Annotated in this window: 17 protein-coding genes; 8 read left to right on the top strand and 9 right to left on the bottom strand. The window is 71.5% G+C overall.

Annotated features, from left to right (window positions below; translation table 11 throughout):
• Positions 1 to 71 precede the first annotated feature (71 nt).
• The 3 genes from EV699_RS14005 to EV699_RS13995 all read left to right on the top strand — a co-directional run bounded on the left by EV699_RS14005 (position 72) and on the right by EV699_RS13995 (position 3,779).
• The gene (locus EV699_RS14005) at positions 72 to 812 is read left to right on the top strand and encodes a DUF1223 domain-containing protein (RefSeq protein WP_165904147.1); all 741 of its coding nucleotides are present in this window, start codon (positions 72 to 74) and stop codon (positions 810 to 812) included.
• Positions 813 to 957: 145 nt separating this feature from the next.
• Positions 958 to 1,908 (top strand): glucokinase, encoded by a 951-nt coding sequence (glk, locus tag EV699_RS14000; protein ID WP_132543788.1) that lies wholly within the window; start codon positions 958 to 960, stop codon positions 1,906 to 1,908.
• Positions 1,905 to 3,779 carry a diguanylate cyclase gene (locus EV699_RS13995; RefSeq protein WP_132543786.1) on the top strand — a complete coding sequence of 625 codons (1,875 nt, stop codon included), beginning with the start codon at positions 1,905 to 1,907 and terminating at the stop codon, positions 3,777 to 3,779. Before glk ends, EV699_RS13995 begins: the two co-directional genes overlap by 4 nt.
• Before the next feature lie 8 nt (positions 3,780 to 3,787).
• Here the strand turns inward: EV699_RS13995 and EV699_RS13990 are convergent, their stop codons facing one another.
• Positions 3,788 to 4,408, bottom strand: a complete 621-nt coding sequence (locus tag EV699_RS13990) for a TetR family transcriptional regulator (protein WP_165904146.1) — start codon at positions 4,406 to 4,408, stop codon at positions 3,788 to 3,790.
• 153 nt (positions 4,409 to 4,561) lie between these two features.
• On the opposite strand from EV699_RS13990, the gene EV699_RS13985 reads away from it, so the two are divergent.
• Both EV699_RS13985 and EV699_RS13980 read left to right on the top strand, forming a co-directional pair.
• A complete protein-coding gene (locus EV699_RS13985) occupies positions 4,562 to 5,755 on the top strand; it encodes an efflux RND transporter periplasmic adaptor subunit (RefSeq protein ID WP_132543782.1) in 1,194 nt (397 codons plus the stop codon).
• 10 nt (positions 5,756 to 5,765) lie between these two features.
• A complete protein-coding gene (locus tag EV699_RS13980; protein ID WP_165904145.1) occupies positions 5,766 to 8,900 on the top strand; it encodes an efflux RND transporter permease subunit in 3,135 nt (1,044 codons plus the stop codon).
• 136 nt (positions 8,901 to 9,036) lie between these two features.
• On the opposite strand, the gene nadC is transcribed toward EV699_RS13980, so the two are convergent.
• From nadC to EV699_RS13955, 5 genes are all read right to left on the bottom strand, one after another.
• Positions 9,037 to 9,867: a carboxylating nicotinate-nucleotide diphosphorylase gene (nadC, locus tag EV699_RS13975; RefSeq protein WP_132543780.1), complete on the bottom strand. Its 831-nt coding sequence runs from the start codon at positions 9,865 to 9,867 to the stop codon at positions 9,037 to 9,039.
• Positions 9,868 to 9,890: 23 nt separating this feature from the next.
• The gene (locus EV699_RS13970; RefSeq protein ID WP_132543778.1) at positions 9,891 to 10,496 is read right to left on the bottom strand and encodes an HAD family hydrolase; all 606 of its coding nucleotides are present in this window, start codon (positions 10,494 to 10,496) and stop codon (positions 9,891 to 9,893) included.
• 10 nt (positions 10,497 to 10,506) lie between these two features.
• Entirely contained in the window at positions 10,507 to 11,856 is a 1,350-nt protein-coding gene (locus EV699_RS13965) for a TolC family outer membrane protein (protein WP_132543776.1), read from the bottom strand.
• A gap of 81 nt (positions 11,857 to 11,937) precedes the next feature.
• A complete protein-coding gene (locus EV699_RS13960) occupies positions 11,938 to 12,258 on the bottom strand; it encodes a rhodanese-like domain-containing protein (RefSeq protein ID WP_132543774.1) in 321 nt (106 codons plus the stop codon).
• Between the two features lie 19 nt (positions 12,259 to 12,277).
• Positions 12,278 to 12,937 (bottom strand): protein-L-isoaspartate O-methyltransferase family protein, encoded by a 660-nt coding sequence (locus EV699_RS13955; protein ID WP_132543772.1) that lies wholly within the window; start codon positions 12,935 to 12,937, stop codon positions 12,278 to 12,280.
• Between the two features lie 301 nt (positions 12,938 to 13,238).
• Between EV699_RS13955 and EV699_RS13950 the strand changes: the two genes are divergently transcribed.
• Both EV699_RS13950 and EV699_RS13945 read left to right on the top strand, forming a co-directional pair.
• On the top strand, positions 13,239 to 13,967 hold the full coding sequence (locus tag EV699_RS13950) for a phosphoadenylyl-sulfate reductase (protein ID WP_132543770.1): 729 nt from the start codon (positions 13,239 to 13,241) through the stop codon (positions 13,965 to 13,967).
• Positions 13,968 to 14,027: 60 nt separating this feature from the next.
• Positions 14,028 to 14,582 (top strand): lysophospholipid acyltransferase family protein, encoded by a 555-nt coding sequence (locus tag EV699_RS13945; RefSeq protein WP_132543768.1) that lies wholly within the window; start codon positions 14,028 to 14,030, stop codon positions 14,580 to 14,582.
• Here the strand turns inward: EV699_RS13945 and rnd are convergent.
• Genes rnd through ppa form a run of 3 tightly spaced genes read right to left on the bottom strand, consistent with a single transcriptional unit; the run spans position 14,570 to position 16,802 of the window.
• Positions 14,570 to 15,730: a ribonuclease D gene (gene rnd, locus EV699_RS13940; protein ID WP_132543766.1), complete on the bottom strand. Its 1,161-nt coding sequence runs from the start codon at positions 15,728 to 15,730 to the stop codon at positions 14,570 to 14,572. The two genes, EV699_RS13945 and rnd, sit on opposite strands and share 13 nt — an antisense overlap.
• A complete protein-coding gene (moaC, locus tag EV699_RS13935; RefSeq protein ID WP_132543764.1) occupies positions 15,727 to 16,212 on the bottom strand; it encodes a cyclic pyranopterin monophosphate synthase MoaC in 486 nt (161 codons plus the stop codon). The genes rnd and moaC overlap by 4 nt, the downstream gene beginning before the upstream one ends.
• 56 nt (positions 16,213 to 16,268) lie before the next feature.
• Positions 16,269 to 16,802 (bottom strand): inorganic diphosphatase, encoded by a 534-nt coding sequence (gene ppa / locus EV699_RS13930; RefSeq protein ID WP_132543762.1) that lies wholly within the window; start codon positions 16,800 to 16,802, stop codon positions 16,269 to 16,271.
• Positions 16,803 to 17,228: 426 nt separating this feature from the next.
• On the opposite strand from ppa, the gene EV699_RS13925 reads away from it, so the two are divergent.
• Positions 17,229 to 17,783: an adenylate kinase gene (locus EV699_RS13925; RefSeq protein ID WP_132543760.1), complete on the top strand. Its 555-nt coding sequence runs from the start codon at positions 17,229 to 17,231 to the stop codon at positions 17,781 to 17,783.
• Positions 17,784 to 17,818 lie beyond the last annotated feature (35 nt).

Here is a 17,818-nt window from a genome sequence, read left to right as displayed (position 1 = left end):
CGGTGCATCCGGGCGGCGCTCGCGGCCGTAGCGTCGGCAGCGCCGCCGCCGTGCCGGCGCGGGAGAGGCCGATGTCGCGTTGCGCCCTGCTGTTCGCCGCCCTGCTCGGTGCCGGTCTCGCCGCGCCGGCGCTGGCCGAAACCTACGTGAGCCCGGTCGCCCGCGCCGCGCTGCTCGAACTCTACACCTCGGAAGGCTGCAGCAGCTGTCCGCCGGCCGACCGCTGGCTGTCGTCGCTGCTCGACGACCCGCGCCTGTGGCAGCAACTGGTGCCGGTGGCCTTCCACGTCGACTACTGGGATTCGCTCGGCTGGCCCGACCGCTTCGCCGCCACCGGCTACGCCGCGCGCCAGCACGCGCACGTCGCCGCCGGCGTGCTGCCGCTCGCCTACACGCCGGGGGTGGTGCTCGACGGGCGCGAATGGCGCGGCTGGCGTGCTGCGCGCGTGCCGCTGCCCGATGCCGCATCCGCGGCCGGCGTGCTGCGCCTGGAGCGGCGCGGCGAGCGGGTCGACGCGCGCTTCGTGCCGGCGGTTGCGGCGCCGGCGCTCGAACTCAACCTGGTGCGCCTGGGGTTCGGGCTGGAGAGCGCGGTGGGCGCCGGCGAGAACGCCGGGCGGCGCCTGCGCCACGATTTCGTCGTGCTGGGCTGGACCCGCGTGGCGCTGCAGGCCGACGGCGAGGACTGGCGCGCCACGCTCGCCCTGCCCGGCACGGCACAGGCCGCGGCGCGACAGGCGCTGGCGGCCTGGGTCGCGGCGCCCGGCGACCCGCGTCCGCGCCAGGCGGTCGGTGGCTGGCTCGTGCCCTGACGAGGCGCGGCAGCGCGGCCGCGTGCGGCGGCAATGTTAAAGTACGGCCCCTCGCAGCCACCGACGGGGTCGCGATGAGCCTACACAACAGAGTGCATGCGCCGGGCCGCCGGGCGGCCACGGCGTCGGTTGACGGAAGGGTGTGATGCGTCTGGTCGCGGACATCGGTGCCACCTTCGCGCGCTTCGCCTGCGTCGGCGAAGGCGGCGGGCTGGCACGGACGCTGGCGCTGCGCTGCAGCGAGTTCGGCGACCCGCTGGCGGCGGTCGCCGCCTACCGGGCGCGGCTCGGTGCGGTGGCGGCGTTCTCCGAAGCGGTGTTCGCGGTGGCGAGCCCCGTCCTCGGCACGCAGGTGCGGCTCACCAATCATCCGTGGAGCCTGAGCGGCGACAGCCTGCGCGAGGTGCTCGGGGTGACGCGGTTCGCCTTCCTCAACGACGCGCAGGCGATGGCGCTGGCGCTGCCGCGCCTCGGCCCCGACGAACTGCGCGCGGTCGGCGACGGCGCGCAGGCGGGCGAGGCGCCGCGCGCGGTGATCGCCATCGGCACCGGGCTCGGCATGGCCGGGCTCGTCGCGCACGCCGGCGGCTGGGTGGCGCTCGGCGGGGAGGGCGGGCATGCGACCTTCGCCCCGGTCGATCGGCGCGAACTCGAGATCGCCCGCCTGCTGCGCGACCGCTTCGGCCACGTGTCGCTGGAGCGGGTGCTGTCGGGACCGGGGCTGGTCAGCCTCTACCAGGCGCTGTGCCGCCTGGAGCGCAGCGAGTCCGAGGCGCTGTTCCCGGCCGACGTCAGCGCGCGGGCGCTCGACGGCAGTTGCCGGCGCTGCGCCGAGGCGCTGCGCATCTTCGCCGCGGCGCTCGGCGCTGCCGCCGGCAACCTCGCGCTCACCCTCGGCGCCCGCGGTGGCGTGTACCTGGGGGGCGGCATCGCCGCCCGCATCGCCGGCTACCTCGGTACGAGCGCGTTTCGCACGCGCTTCGAGGCCAAGGGGCGCTTCGCCGACTACCTGGCCGCGATCCCGACCCGGGTGATCCTGCACCCGCAGCCGGCGCTGCTCGGCGCGCTCGCCTACCGCTTCGAGGACGGCGTTTGAGCGGCGGGCGCGGCAGCGGCAGGAGCGCCGCGGCGCTGCGATACTGGCTGCTGTGCGCGCTCGTCCTGCTGTTCGCGTTGCCCGCCGCGGCGGCCGAGCGCGGCGCGTCGGGCCGGCAGGTGCTGCAGGGCGACGTGCTCGCCTACCTCGCCGACGGTTCGCCGCCGTACGACATCACCGAGGCGAGTTCCCCGGCGCTCGCCGGGCGCTACGTGTCGCTCGCCGCCGCGGCGACGCGCATCGCCGGGCCGTTCTGGCTGCGCATCACGCTGCCGGCGGCCGACGGCCCGCGCCTGCTGGAAGTGGCCAACCCGTTCATCGACCGCCTGCGCCTGTACCTGCCGCAGCCCGGCGGGGGCTTCGAAGTGCGCCGCGCGGGCTACCTGTACCCCTTCGAGCAGCGCGAGCTGGCGCTGCGCCACGTGCTGTTCCGGCTCGACGCCCACGCCGGTGCGCCGCGCACGGTGTACCTGTACGTGGAGGGCGTCGACCTCGTCGAGGTGCCGCTGGTGCTGTGGCAGCCCGATGCGCTGCTCGAGGCCACGCAGCTCGACGCGCTGCTGATCGGCGTGTTCTACGGCGTGCTGCTCGCCACGCTGCTGTACAACTTCGCGATCTACCTGTTCCTCGGCGAGGGCGGCTACCTGTCGTTCGTGCTCTACCTGCTGCTGTGGGGCACGCTGCAGCTGTCGCTCGACGGGCTCGCCTTCCAGTACCTGTGGCCGGATTCGCCGTGGCTCGCGCGCCACGCGCCCCTGCTGCTCACCGGCGCCTGCGTCGCCGCGGCGGCGCAGTTCTCGCGCCAGTTCCTGAACCTGCGCGAACTGCTGCCGCTGCTCGACCGGCTGTGGGTGCTGGTCGTCGCCGCCGGCCTGGCGCTCGCGCTGTGGGGGGGCTACGACGATGATTCCGTGGCGCGGCAGGCGGCGACCGTGCTCGGCTTCGTGGTGCTCGGGCTCAACCTGCCGCTCGGCTGGTGGCGCTGGCGGCGTGGTGACGGCCCGGCGCTCTACTTCGTGCTCGGCTGGGCGACCTTCTTCGCCAGCGCCGGCCTGAGCACGCTGGCCTACGGTGGCCGCCCGCTGCCCGGCAGCTTCGGCGAGCACCTGGTGCAGGGCGGCGCCTGCCTGGAGGTGCTGCTGCTGTCGCTCGGGCTGGCGCAACGCATCACCCGGCTCAAGCGCGAGAAGCGCCTGGCCGAGGAGCGTGCCAGCCGCTTCCTCGAGGATCAGGCGCGCTCGCTCGCGCAGCAGGTCGACGAACGCACCCAGGCGCTGCGCGAGGCGGTCGAGCGTGCCGAGGCCGCCACCCGCGAGCTCGAGGCGAAGAACGTGCAGCTCACGCGCCTCGCCGCCTACGACGGCCTCACCGACCTGCTCAACCACCGCAGCTTCATCTCGCGCCTGCAGGTGCTGTTCGCCGACGCCCGCCGCTACCGCTTCCCGCTGTGCGTGGTGATGGTCGACCTCGACTACTTCAAGGCGGTCAACGACGTCCACGGCCACCCGATCGGCGACCTGGCGCTGAAGCGGGTGGCGCAGGCCCTGGCCAGCGGGCTGCGCACCGGCGACCTCGCGGCGCGTTACGGCGGCGAGGAGTTCGCGCTGGTGCTGCCGCACTGCGAGGGTGCCGATGCGCAGGCGATCGCCGAGCGCCTGCGCGAGGCGGTCGCCGCGCAACGCTTCGTCGAGTGCCCGACGCTGCGCCTCACCGCGAGCTTCGGCATCGCCTGCCTGCTGCCGGGCAGCGTCGATGCCGATCCCGACCGCCTGCTCGGCCGCGCCGACGCCGCGCTCTACCAGGCCAAGCGCGACGGCCGTGACCGCGTGGTCCTCGCGCCGGTGCCCGGCGCCGGCGCGCGCACCGCCTGAGGCGCGGCTCAGGCGGACGGCATGCCGCGCCAGCCGTGGAACAGCGTGCTGGTGAGCCGCTCGGCTTCGGCGGCGAGGTCGTAGCGGGCGGGGTTGAACAGCCAGTCGCTGATGATGCCGAGCATGAAGCCGTGCAGCACCCGCGCGAGGGTGTCGGGGGCGAGGCCGATGGCGAGCTGGCCGCGCGCGGCGGCGTGTTCGAGCACCCGGGTGAGCTGCTGCATCAGGCGCTCGCAGTGGCTGTCGACGCGGGTGCACAGCCCGCCGATGTCGTCGACGTACTCGCACTTGTGCAGCATCACGTCGAGCACGCGGCGCTTCTGGTCGTTGCCGGCGAGTTCGACCAGGTCCTGCACGCAGCGCTGGCGCAGGCCTTCGAGCGGGTCGTCGGCCTCGGCGAGGCGCGCGAACTCCTCCTCCAGCGGCAGCAGCACGCGTGCCTGCAGGGCTTCGAGCAGGTCGACCTTGTTGTCGAAGTGCCAGTAGATCGCGCCGCGGGTGAGGCCGGCGGCCTGGGCGATGTCGGCGAGCGTGGTGCGCGACACACCCTTGGCGGCGAACACGCGCTCGGCGGTGTCGAGGATCAGGCTGCGGGTCTGTTCGGCTTCGGCCTTGGTACGCCTGGCCATGCGGTCTCCGGGAGTTCGTTGCGCGGCGCCGACGAGTCTAGCAGCGGGTTTACTTACATTCATGTATGTATGTAAATTGCCGTGTCCCGAGGCCGGCGCAGCGCATGCCGGCCCTTCCGCCGGCCTGCCGCCGCTCACGCAAGGAATCCCGCCATGCCGCCTGCCTCCCGCCCGCCGTTGCCCGCCCGCCCGCTCGCCGCCGCCGCCCTGGTGATCGCGGCGGCGTGGCTGTCCACCGCCTGCGATCGCCCGGCCCAGTCGGCGATGGGCGCGATGCCGCCGCCCGAGGTCGCGCGCCTGGTGGTCGAGGCGCGCGACGTCGAACTGCCGCTCGAATACGTCGCGCAGGTCGCCGGTTCGCGCCACATCGACGTGCGCGCGCGGGTCGAGGGCATCCTGCAGAAGCGCACCTACGTCGAGGGCCACGTGGTCAAGGCCGGCGACACGCTGTTCCTGATCGATCCGGCGCCGTTCCAGGCCGAGCTCGAACGTGCCCGCGGCGAGCTCGCCGAGCAGGAGGCGCGTTTCGCGCAGGCGGAGAAGGAGTTCAAGCGCCTGCAGCCGCTGTTCGTCGAGAAGGCGGTGAGCCAGCGCGACCGTGACGATGCGCTGGCCGAGCGCGACAAGGCGCAGGCGGCGGTGAAGGCCGCCAGGGCGGCGCTGCGCTCGGCCGAGATCAACCTCGGCTACACCCGCGTGACCGCGCCGATCGGCGGCATCACCAGCCAGGAGGCACGCTCCGAGGGCAGCCTGCTGCGCCCCGGCGACGTCTCGGGCCTGCTCACGCGCATCACCCAGGTCGACCCGGTGTACGTCAACTTCGCCTACGCCGACAACGAGGCGCTGGCGCTGCGCAAGGCGGTCGCCGCCGGCAAGGTGGTGCTGCCGCCGGGGCAGGGTCTGCCGGCCGAGGTGGTGCTCGGCGACGGCAGCCTCTACCCGCGCCAGGGGCTGGTGAGCTTCACCGACGCCACCATCGACACCGCGACCGGCACGGTGCGCGCGCGCGCCGAGTTCCCCAACCCCGACGCGGTGCTGATGCCGGGGCAGTTCGTGCGCCTGCGCCTCAAGGGCGTGGTGCGCAAGGCCGCGCTGCTGGTGCCGCAGCGCGCGGTGATGCAGGCGCCGAGCGGCAAGTTCGTGTGGCTGATCGGTGCCGAGGGCAAGGTCGAGATCCGCCCGATCGAGGTCGGCGCGGCGATCGGCAGGGACTGGGTGGTCGAGAGCGGCCTCAGCGGCGGCGAGCAGGTGGTGCTCGACAACCTGCTGAAGCTCGCCCCGGGAGTACCGGTGCGCGTGGTCGAACCCCAGGCGCCGGGTGCGCCCGCCGCGCCGGCGCAGGGCTGAGGGACCGACGATGATCTCGCGCTTCTTCATCCACCGGCCGATCTTCGCCAGCGTCATCAGCATCGTGGTCGTGATCGCGGGGCTCGCGGCGATGCGCGCGCTGCCGGTCGCGCAGTACCCCGACATCGTCCCGCCGAGCGTGCAGATCACCGCGTACTACCCCGGCGCCAGCGCCGAGGTGATCTCGCAGACGGTCGCCGCGCCGCTCGAACAGGCGGTCAACGGTGTCGACAACATGCTCTACATCGGCTCCAGCGCCTCGGCGGGCTCGCTGTCGATCGCCGTCACCTTCGCCATCGGCACCGACCCCGACCAGGCGACGATCAACGTCAACAACCGGGTGCAGTCGGCGCTGCCGCAACTGCCCGAGGAGGTGCGCCGCTGGGGCGTCAACGTCGTCAAGAACAGCGCGAACTTCCTGCAGATCGTCATGCTCGACTCGGCCGACGCGCGCTATGACACGGTGTTCATCAGCAACTACGCGCTGGTCAACGTGCTCGACGAACTGCGCCGCATCCCCGGCGTCGGCAACGCGCAGATCTTCGGTGCGCGCGACTACTCGATGCGCGTCTGGCTGCGCCCCGACCGCCTGGCGCAGTTCGGCCTCACCCCGGCCGACGTCGCCGCGGCGATCCGCGAGCAGAACTCGCAGTTCGCCGCCGGCAAGTTCGGCCAGGCACCGATGCACGAGGCGCAGGAGTTCACCTACACGGTGACCACGCAGGGGCGCCTGGTCGAACCCGAGGAGTTCGCCGCGATCATCCTGCGCGCCGATGCCGACGGCTCGGTGCTGCGCCTCGGCGACGTCGCGCGGGTGGAACTCGGCGCCGCCGACTACGGTATCGTCTCCAAGCGCAACGGCCACGAGACCGTCGCCATCGGCATCTTTCTCGCCCCCGGCGCCAACGCGCTGGCCACCGCCACCGCGGTCAGCGAGCGCATGGCGGCGCTCGCCAAGCGCTTCCCGGCCGGGCTGCAGTACACGCTGCCCTACGACACCACCAAGTTCGTCGAGGTGTCGATCCGCGAGGTGGCGAAGACGCTGGCCGAGGCGATGGGGCTGGTGTTCCTGGTGGTGTACCTGTTCCTGCAGAGCGCGCGCGCGACCATCATCCCCTTCCTCGCGGTGCCGGTGAGCCTGATCGGCACCTTCGCCGGCATGTACCTGCTCGGCTTCTCGGTCAACACGCTGACGCTGTTCGGCATGGTGCTGGCGATCGGCATCGTCGTCGACGACGCCATCGTCGTGCTCGAGAACGTCGAACGCATCATGCGCACCGAGGGCCTGGGCCCGCGCGCGGCCACGCTGAAGGCGATGGAGGAGGTCAGCGGGCCGGTGATCGCGATCGTGCTGGTGCTGTGCGCGGTGTTCGTGCCGGTGGGCTTCGCCGGCGGCCTCGCCGGGCAGATGTACAAGCAGTTCGCGATCACCATCGCGGTGTCGGTGGTGCTGTCGGGGCTGGTCGCGCTCACCCTGACGCCGGCGCTGTGCGCGACGCTGCTGAAGCCCGGCCACCACGAGCCGAACGCCTTCTTCCGCGGCTTCAACCGCTTCTTCGAGCACTGCACCGCCGGCTACGCCGCCGGCGTGCGCTTCTTCCTCAGGCGCGCGCTGCTCGGCGTGGGGCTGTTCGTGGCGATGCTCGTCGCCTGCTGGGGGCTGTTCAGCCGCGTGCCCGGCAGCCTGGTGCCCGACGAGGACCAGGGCTACATCATGACGATGGCGATCCTGCCGCCGGCGGCCTCGGTCGAGCGCACCGTCGCGGTCAGCGACCGCATCGACGCCATCGCGCTGGCCAACCCGGCGATCGAGAACATCATCAGCCTGTCGGGGCTCGACCTGCTGTCGTTCTCCAACAGCTCGTTCTACGCCGCCGCCTTCCTGACGCTGAAGCCCTGGGAGGAGCGCCGCGCGCCGGGGCAGGACGCGCAGTCGCTGGTCGGGCAGATGTTCATGCAGACCGCGGCGATCCGCGACGCGCTGGTGCTGGCGTTCAACCCGCCGCCGATCTCGGGCATGTCCACCACCGGCGGCTTCGAGGCCTACGTGCAGAGCCGCGGCGGCGCCGGCAGCCAGGCGCTCGCCGGCGAGGTCGGCAAGCTGGTCGCCGCGGCGCACCAGCGCCCCGAGCTCGCCGGCGTGCAGACCGTGTTCAACGCCTCGGTGCCGCAGATCAACGTGCGCCTCGACCGCGAGAAGGCACGCACCCTCGGCGTGCCGGTCAGCCAGGTGTTCGACACCATGCAGGCCACCTTCGGCTCGCTCTACGTCAACGACTTCAACAAGCTCGGCCGCACCTTCAAGGTGCAGCTGCAGTCCGAGGCCGAGTTCCGCGCCCGGCCCGACGACCTGCGCAACGTGTTCGTGCGCTCCGCGCGCGGCGAGATGATCCCGCTGACCGCGCTGGTGACGATCGAGCAGACCGTGGGCGCCGAGGTGGTCGAGCGCTACAACGTGTTCCCGTCGGCCAAGGTGGTGGGCGGCCCGGCGCCCGGCTACAGCTCGGGGCAGGCGATCGCCGCGATGGAGGAGATCGCCGCGCAGGTGCTGGGCGAGGACTACGCGCTCGCCTGGACCGCCTCGGCCTACCAGGAGCGCGTGTCGGGCGGCACCTCCTACGCGGTGTTCGGCTTCGGCCTGGTGATGGTGTTCCTGATCCTCGCCGCGCTCTACGAGCGCTGGACGCTGCCGTTCGCCGTCGTGCTCGCGGTGCCGTTCGCGCTGTTCGGCGCGCTGCTGGCGGTGTGGGCGCGCGGGCTCGCCAACGACGTGTACTTCCAGATCGGCCTGGTCACGCTGATCGGCCTGGCGGCGAAGAACGCGATCCTGATCGTCGAGTTCGCGGTGCTCAAGGTGCAGGAGGGCAAGCCGCTGATGGAGGCGGCGATCGAGGCCGCGCGCCTGCGCTTTCGCCCGATCATCATGACCTCGCTCGCCTTCGTGCTCGGCGTGGTGCCGCTCGCCTTCTCGACCGGCGCCGGTGCGGCCAGCCGGCACTCGATCGGCACCGGCGTGATCGGCGGCATGCTCGCCGCGACCTTCATCGCGACCTTCTTCATCCCGCTGTTCTTCCGCCTGATCGTGCGCCACCTGTCGAAGGACGAGGCCGCGCACATGACACGCGTCGAACTCGACCACGTCTGAGGCGGTCGTCGGCGCTCCCGCCGCCGGGGGGCGCCGACGGCTGCGCCGTCGATGGGGTCCACGGCCCCATCGATGCGCTCCGCAAGGGCATCGGCTGCGCGTCGCGCCGCCGGCCGCGGCTGGCGGCGCGGCGGCGTCAGTCGTGCTGCAGGCGCATCGACAGATCGATCGCGCGCACGTCCTTGGTCAGTGCGCCGACCGAGATGAAGTCAACGCCGGTCGCCGCCACTGCGCCGATGCGCTGCAGGTCGACGTTGCCCGAGGCTTCGAGCCTGACGCGACCGGCGGTGCGCTCGACGGCGACGCGCATCGTGGCGAGGTCGAAGTTGTCGAGCATGACGACGTCGGGGCGCGCCGCCAGGGCCTCGTCGAGCTCGGCGAGCGTCTCCACCTCGACCTCGATCATCACCCCCGGGTGCAGCATGCGGGCGCGGTCGATCGCGGCGGTGATCGAGCCGGCGGCCATGATGTGGTTTTCCTTGATCAGGATGGCGTCGTACAGGCCCTTGCGGTGGTTGCGCCCGCCGCCGCAGGTGACCGCGTACTTCTGCGCCAGGCGCAGGCCGGGCAGGGTCTTGCGGGTGTCGAGCACGGCGGCGCGGGTACCGGCGATGGCACGGACGTAGCGGCGCACCTCGGTGGCGGTGGCCGACAGCGTCTGCAGGAAGTTGAGCGCGGTGCGCTCGCCGCTCAGCAGCGCGCGGGTGCGCCCGGCGACCGTGCAGAGCACCTGCCCGGGCGCGACCTCGTCGCCGTCGGCGGCGCTCCAGTCGATGCGCACCGCGGGGTCGAGCGGGCGGAACGCCGCCTCGAACCACGCCGTGCCGCACAGCACCGCCGGCTCGCGGCTGATGACGGTGGCGCGGGCGCGGGCGTCGGCGGGGATCAGGTCCGCGGTGAGGTCGCCGCTGCCGATGTCTTCGGCGAGCGCGGCACGGACCTGGGCGTCGATGTCGGGGGGCAGCATGCGGGGCTCCTCAGTGGGACGGATCAGCGGTCCAGCCGCAGGGCGAGCTCATCGAGCGAGGCGACGCAGAGATCGGCGTGTTCGGGCCAGGCCCAGCTGCCGCTGCGATCGACGTGGACGGTGGCCGCTCCCGCGGCACGGCCGCTCAGCAGATCGTACAGGTAGTCACCGACGACGAGCACCTCGTCGCCGCCGGCGTTCCAGCGGCGCATCAGCTGCTGGACGCCGTCGGGGTGCGGCTTGGGGATGGCCTCGCCGCGCCCGAGCACGTGCTCGGCGTCGAAGTACGCGGCGACGCCGATGCGCCGCAGCACCGCGTGGGCGACGGCGCGGGTGTTGCGGGTGACGATGCCGAGCCGCACGCCGCGGCGCGCGAGCGCCGCGAGCAGGGCGTGGCAGCCGGGCGCGGCGGTGGCCTGCCCGGCGTACGCGTGCTCGATGGCGTCGAGCTGCGCGTGCAGGGCGCGCGCGCGCGCCGGCGGCTGGTGGTCCAGGTAGGCGAGGATGTCGATGCCGGCGGGGATGCCGAGGCGGCGGCGGATCGCGGCGAAGTCGTGTACCGCCTCGGTCAGGGTGCCGTCGAGATCGAAGATCCAGTGGGCGCGGTCGAGCGGGGTGGCGCGCGGCATCGGGCGGGCGTCAGCGGCGGCCGGCGGGCTGCGTCGGCTGGCGGGCAGCGGGCTGCGTCGGCTGCAGCCAGGCGTTCACCGCGGCCAGCTCTTCCTCGGTGAGCTGGCCGCCGGCCTGCTTGAGCTGCAGCCGGCTGAGCACGTAGTCGTAGCGCGCGCGGGCGTAGTCGCGCTCGGCGCGGTACAGCTCGCGCTCGGCATCGAGCACGTCGACGATGGTGCGGGTGCCGACCTCGAGGCCGGCGCGGGTGGCTTCGAGCGAGCTGCGGTTCGACACCAGCGCCTGCTTGAGCGCCTTGACGCGGCTGATCGCCGCCTCCTGGCCGCGGTAGGCGTTGCGCACCTGGCGCACGATGTCGCGCTGCGAGCCTTCGAGCTGCTGCTTGGTTGCCTCGTGCTCGTAGGCGGCCTGGCGCGTGCGCGAGGTCACCGCGCCGCCCTGGTAGAGCGGGATGGTCAGCTGCAGGCTGACCCGGTTGCCGCTGAGGTCGCCGCCGCGCGGCCCCGAGTCGTTGTCGTAGTAGCCGCCGACGAGGTCGAGCGTGGGGTAGTGGCCGGAGCGCTGCAGGTTGACGTTCTCCCGCGCGATCTCCACCGCCTGCGCGCCGCTCTGCAGTTGCGGGTTGTGTTCGAGCGCCTGCTCGATCCAGGTGTCGACGCGCGCCGGCTGCGGCCCGATCAGCGGCATGCGCTCGCTGAGCGGCACCAGATCGTCGTAGGTCTGGCCGGTGATGACGCGCAGCGACTCGCTGGCGTCGGAGAGCAGGTTGTCGGCGGCGATCTCGTCGGCGACCGTGAGGTCGTAGCGCGCCTGCGCCTCCTGGACGTCGACGATCGTCACCAGGCCGACCTCGAAGCGGCGCTTGGCCTGTTCCAGCTCGCGGCCGACAGCGTCCTTCTCGGCGCGTGCGAAGCGCAGGTTGTCGCTCGCGGCGAGCGTGGTGAAGTAGCGTGTGGCGACGGCGATGATCAGGTCCTGCTCGGCCGCACGGTAGTCGGCGTCGGCCTGGCTGACCCGCGAATCGGCCTGGCGCAGTTGCACCAGGTTGGCTTCGTTGTAGATCGGCTGGGTCAGCGTCACGCCGTACTGGTGGCTGTTGTATTCGGAGACGCCGGGGATGCCGTTGACGCCGAAGTCGCGTGCCTGATCGGCCGTCGCCTGGAGGTTCGGCAGCATGTTGGCGAGCGCCTGCGGCTGGCTTTCCTGCGCCGCGAGGCGTGCGGCGCCGGCCGCCTTGAACAGCGGGTTGCCATCGGCAGCGTCACGGTAGGCGCGGAGCAGGTCGGCACCGTGGGCATTCGGGAGGCAGAAACCGAGACCGAGGCAGAGCACGGTCAGCAGTCGGGTGGGGAAGCGCATGTCGGACTACTCTGGTGGCGCAAACGGGCGACCCGCTCTGCCGAGCGCACGGAAGGCGCGCCCATGCCGGTCCGCAGGAGGTCAGTACAGCGGTACCTCCGGGTCGATCTGGCGCGCCCAGGCATCGATACCGCCCTCCAGGTTGGAGACCTCGGCAAAGCCGATTTGCTCCAGGTAGTGGGCGGCGTGCGCGCTGCGGACGCCGTGGTGGCAGATCACCACCACCGGCGCGGCGCGGGTCAGGCGGGGGGCGGCCTCGGGCAGGCGGCCGAGCGGGACGTTGACGGAGCCGTCGATGCGGCAATACGCGAACTCCCAGTCCTCGCGCACGTCGAGCAGCAGCGGCGCCGGGTCGACCGCGGCGAGGAGGGCGTGGAGTTCGACCGGCGTCAGGCGTTGCATGGCGAGGCCGCAGGGGTGCTCAGAACACGAACGCGGGCGGGCGCGCGGCGTTGACCAGGCGCGGGAAGTCAGTCTCGAACAGGCTCTCCTGGGTCCATTCGCGCTCGTCGATCCGGCGCACGACGATCGCCTCCATGATCGGGGCATCGCCGACGATCGCGAACAGCCGCCCGCCGATCGCCAGGCGTTCCTGCCACGCCGTCGCCAGCTCCGGCAGCGAGCCGGTGATTGCGATCGCGTCGTAGCGCTGCGTGCCCCAGCCGTGCGCCGCGTCGCCGGTCTGGAACTGCACGTTCTGGATGCCCTGGCTGCGCAGCTTGCCCTGCGCGGCCTCGGTGAAGTCCGCGTGGATGTCGACGCTGAGGACGCTGCCGCCGAGGCTCGCCAGGCACGCGGTGACGAAGCCCGAACCGGTGCCGATTTCGAGGATGCGGTCCTGCGGGCCGATTTCGAGCGCCTGCAGCAGGCGGCCCTCGAGGTTCGGATTCATCATGAACTCGCCGTGACCGATCGGCAGGCGCACGTCGCTGAAGGCCAGGTTCCGGTAGCGCTCCGGCACGAAGGCTTCGCGGGGCACGCGGCGCAGCACGTCGAGCACCCGCTGGTCGAGCACCTCCCACGTCCGTATCTGCTGTTCGACCATGTTGAAGCGGGCCTGCTCGACATTCATCTCGCTCATCTTGGGCGCTCCTCGGGAATGGGCATGTACGTACGTGCGTGAGCGACGCCGTGGCGGCGCCGGACCCCGGAATTCAGGGCGCGATGGTAACACCCGCACCCGCGGCGACGACAGGCGGCGCGCCGGGTCGCGCGGGAGCGGTGCGGCGTGCACATGCTGGTCGTCGCACCGGATATCGACCGAGGTGCATAAAGTTATCGCCAGTAATTCCTTTTTGTTAGCTCGCGATCGGTTTATGGTTTGCAGCCCTTGGGGTAGCGGTTCACGAGACCGCCCGCCTCGCCGATCCGGGAGATTAGCGATGTCCGCGCAGGCCCATTCCGTGCTCGTCCCGTTCGAGACGCCGCCAACGCTGGCCGAGATCAACCACCGCCTGGAGTCCGCCAGCGCCGAGGAGCGCGTGGCGTGGGCGGTGGAGCGTTTCGACGAGCGGCTGGTGCTGTCGTCCAGCTTCGGCGCGCAGGCGGCGGTGTGTCTGCATCTGGTGACGCGGCAGCGGCCCGACATCCCGGTGATCCTGATCGATACCGGCTATCTGTTCCACGAGACCTACCGCTTCATCGACGCGCTCACCGAGCGGCTCGACCTCAACCTGCACGTCTACCGTTCCGCACAGAGCCCGGCCTGGCAGGAGGCGCGTTATGGCCGGCTCTGGGAGCAGGGGCTCGAAGGGATCGAGCGCTACAACCAGATCAACAAGGTCGAGCCGATGCAGCGGGCGCTGAAGGAACTCGGCGCCGAGGCCTGGATCGCCGGCCTGCGCCGCCAGCAGGCGCGCAGCCGCGCGCACCTCGACGTGGTCGCGCAGCGCAACGGGCGCTACAAGGTCCATCCGATCATCGACTGGACCGATCGTGACGTGTACCGCTACCTGAGCGCCCACGACCTGCCCTACCACCCGCTGTGGGAGCAGGGCTACGTGTCGATCGGCGACGTCCACACCACGCGCCGGCTCGCCGACGGCATGAGCGAAGAGGAAACCCGTTTCTTCGGCCTGAAGCGCGAATGCGGGCTGCACGAGCACGTCTGAGCCGTACCGGCGCGAGCGCGCCGCGGCGCCGGCCCGGTTAGGCCGGCGTCGGCCTCGTGCATGGGCCTGCATCCCGCCACCTTCACCCGCCTGCGCCCGCTGCGCGCGCTCGCGGCGGCCTGCCTGCGCCTGAGCGGCTGGCGGATCGAGGGGCAGTTGCCCGAGCTACCCAGGTACGTCGTGATCGGCGCGCCGCACACGTCGAACTGGGACTTCGCCCTGATGCTGGCGATGGCGCTGCATTTCCGCGTCGAGTTCGTCTGGATGGGCAAGGACTCGCTGTTCGCCAGTCCCCTCGGCGGCCTGTTCCGCTGGCTCGGCGGCGTGCCGGTCGATCGCAGCCGTCCGCACGGGCTCGTCGATGCCGCGGTCGCGGCCTTCGACGCGCGGGAGCGGCTGGTGCTGGTGATCGCCCCCGAGGGCACGCGCAAGCAGGTGCAGCGCTGGCGCACCGGCTTCTACCACATCGCCGCCCAGGCCGGCGTGCCGATCCTGCTCGCCTACGTCGATGCGCGCCGGCGCGTCGGCGGGCTCGGCCCGCTGTTCCATCCGACGGGCGATGCGCAGGCCGACATGGCGGCGATCAGGGCCTTCTACGCTCCTTACGACGCCTGATCGGGGCGTCCGTCGGCCGGTGCCGGGACGGCCACCGGCCCGGCGTCCGCTGCCGACAGCAGAGCCAGGGCTGCCTGCCCGGCGACACGGGCGCGCCAGCCGCGCAGCAGCGGCACGTCGCGCGCGCCGTCGACGAGGCGTTCGAGGTCGCGCCGCGAGGCGAGCAGCGAAGGCGCGATGCCGAGTTCGCCCGCCTGCGCCTGCACCACGCGCTGCAGGGCATCGAGTTGCGCCGCCTGGGCGCCGCCGGGGAGGCGCCGCGGCGTCACGCTGGGCCAGAGCGTGCGCGGTTCGGCGCGCGCGGTGGCGATCAGGTCGAGCAGGTGTTCGCCGTGGCGCTGCAGGAGCCCCGCCTCGACGCCGCCGATGCGCGCCAGCGCGTCGAGGTCCGCGGGGCTGCGCCGCGCGAGTTCGAGCAGGGTGTCATCGGCGACGATCCAGCGGCGCGGCCGATTGGCGGTGTTGGCGCGTTGCTCGCGCCAGGCCGCCAGGGCGCGCAGAACGGCGAGTTGCACGCCGCGCAGGTTCTGGTGGCCCTTGACGCGGTGCCAGGCCTGCTCCGGCTCCTCGGTGTAGCGCGCCGGGTCGACCAGTGCGGCGCAGTCCTCGGTGAGCCAGTCGCTGCGTCCGCGCCGTGCCAGTTCGGCCTGCTGGCGTGCGAAGACCTCGCGCAGGTAGCGGACGTCGTCGGCGGCATAGGCGATCTGCGCGGGATGCAGCGGGCGGCGTGCCCAGTCGGTGCGGCTCTGTGACTTGTCGAGCGTCACGCCGAGCAGATCCTGCACCAGCGCCGCGTAGCCGATCTGTTCGCCGGCACCGAGCAGCGCGGCTGCGACCTGGGTATCGAACACCGGTGCCGGCAGGCGTCCGCAGGCGTGGTGGATGACCTCCAGATCCTGATGCGCCGCGTGCAGCACCTTGACGATGTGCGGATCGAGCAACACCTCGAACAGCGGCTCGAGGCTGTCGAGCCGCAGCGGGTCGATGCAGGCCACGTAGTCCGGGCCGGCCACCTGCAGCAGGCACAGCTGCGGGAAGAACGTCCGCTCGCGCATGAACTCGGTGTCGAGCGCCACCCAGGGCGCGGCCCGCATCCGCGGCAGCAGCGCCAGCAGCTCGGCGGGTGAGTCGATGTAGAGGCTGGTCAAGGCGGCGGCTCGCGGCGCCAGTGCCCGGAGCGCCCGCCCGATTTCTCCAGCAGACCCACGCCGTCGATGCACATGCCGCGGTCGAGCGCCTTGCACATGTCGTAGATCGTCAGCAGCGCGATCTGCACGCCGGTCAGCGCTTCCATCTCCACGCCGGTCGGGCCGACCGTTTCCGTGGTGACCCGGCAGCGCACGGCGCCGTCCGCGACGTCGAGATCGAAGCTGACCTCCACGTGGGTCAGGGCGATAGGGTGACACAGCGGGATCAGGTCCGCGGTGCGCTTGGTCGCCATGATCGCGGCGATCCGCGCGATGCCGAGCACGTCGCCCTTGCGGTGCGTACCCGCGCGGATGCGTTCGAGCGTGTCGGCGTGCATGCGGATGCGGCCTTCGGCCACCGCGACACGGCGGGTGTCGGGCTTGTGCCCGACGTCCACCATGTGCGCCTCGCCCGCGGCGTTGAAATGGGTGAGTTCACTCATGGCGGGAGAGCGCGTGGCCGCTGCGCGCCGGAGCGGGGGCGCAGCGGCCGGGGGGCTTACTTCGAGGCTTCGTAGCGGGTGACGCTGGTGGCGATCTCCGCCTTGGCCTCTTCGAGCGAGGCCCAGCCGTCGACCTTGACCCACTTGCCCTTGTCGAGATCCTTGTAGTGCTCGAAGAAGTGCGAGATCTGCGCGCGCAGCATTTCGGGCAGGTCCTCGATCGACTCGACCTTCTCGTACATCGCGCACTGCTTCTTGATCGGCACCGCGACCAGCTTCGAGTCGCCGCCGGCCTCGTCCGACATCTTCAGCAGGCCCAGCGGCCGGCAGCGCACCACGCAGCCCGACACCAGCGGGAACGGCGTCACGACGAGCACGTCGAGCGGGTCGCCGTCCTCGCACAGCGTGTCGGGGATATAGCCGTAATTGCAGGGGTAGTGCATCGCGGTGTTCATGAAGCGGTCGACAAACAGCGCGCCGGTGTCCTTGTCGACCTCGTACTTCACCGGATCCGCGTTGGCGGGAATCTCGATGATCACGTTGAAGTCATTGGGAAGGTCGCGGCCGGCGTTCACTCGATCCAGGATCATCTGCTACCCCTCGTTAACAGTGTGGGAAACCGCCGCGCAGTGTAGCACCCGCCACCCGCGCTGGGCAGTCAGGCAAGCACGCGAGAGCCGTGGCCGGGTGGGAAAACTGCTCACCGCAGGCCTGTACGACGGGATTGCCGTTTCGAATGGGAAAAAACCACTGGCCGGTCATTTCACCGGTGTCGATGGGTAATTGCAGTGGATTGATTTATAAAGGGCGATGGCGATAAAGGGGGCTTCGGAAGAATTGCCGCTTCGATCGACCAAAGTGGCCCGTCGAGACGCTCGGGCGAATTGACAGCGTCGCGAAAACAAGTGAAGCTTTCAAATAACAAAAAAGATCTCTCCTGTCGCAATTGACGGGAATTTCCAGCGCTGGCGGAGTCCGCTCCCGCCGTCTTGAACCTTCAGTAAGGGAACGTCGATATGAGAACTGTGCTGCTCGGTGCGCCGGGGTCCGGCAAGGGGACCCAGGCCGAAAACATCGTGGCCCGTTACGGGATCACCCACATTTCGACCGGCGACCTGCTGCGGGCAGAAGTCGCGGCTGGCAGCGAACTCGGCAAGAAGGCCCAGGCGATCATGTCGGCGGGCGGACTGGTGTCGGACGACATCGTCCTCGGCATGATCGAGGAACGCCTGGTCAAGGGGATGGCGGCCGGTTTCCTGTTCGATGGATTCCCGCGCACGCTGGCGCAGGCCGAGGCGCTCGACGTGCTGCTCGGGCGTCTCGGGCAGCCGCTCGACGTGGTGGTGTTCTTCGATGTCGACTTCGATGAGATCACCCGCCGCCTGCTGTCGCGCGGGCGCGCCGATGACAACGAGGCGACCATCCGCAAGCGGCTCGCCGTCTACGAGGAGCAGACCGCACCGTTGATCGAGTACTACTCGCGCCAGGGCCGGCTCGACACCGTCAAGGGCGTCGGTGGCATCGACGAGATCAGCGCCCGCATCTTCGCAGTGCTCGACCGCTTCCGATAAGCGCTGCACGACCGGCCGGTCGGCCGTTTTCTGCA

The sequence above is a fragment of the Plasticicumulans lactativorans genome (genome assembly GCF_004341245.1).
In the GTDB taxonomy this organism is placed as follows: Bacteria; Pseudomonadota; Gammaproteobacteria; order Competibacterales; family Competibacteraceae; genus Plasticicumulans_A; species Plasticicumulans_A lactativorans.
Note: the sequence above shows the minus strand (reverse complement) of the source record. Positions and strands in the feature narration are given on the sequence as shown.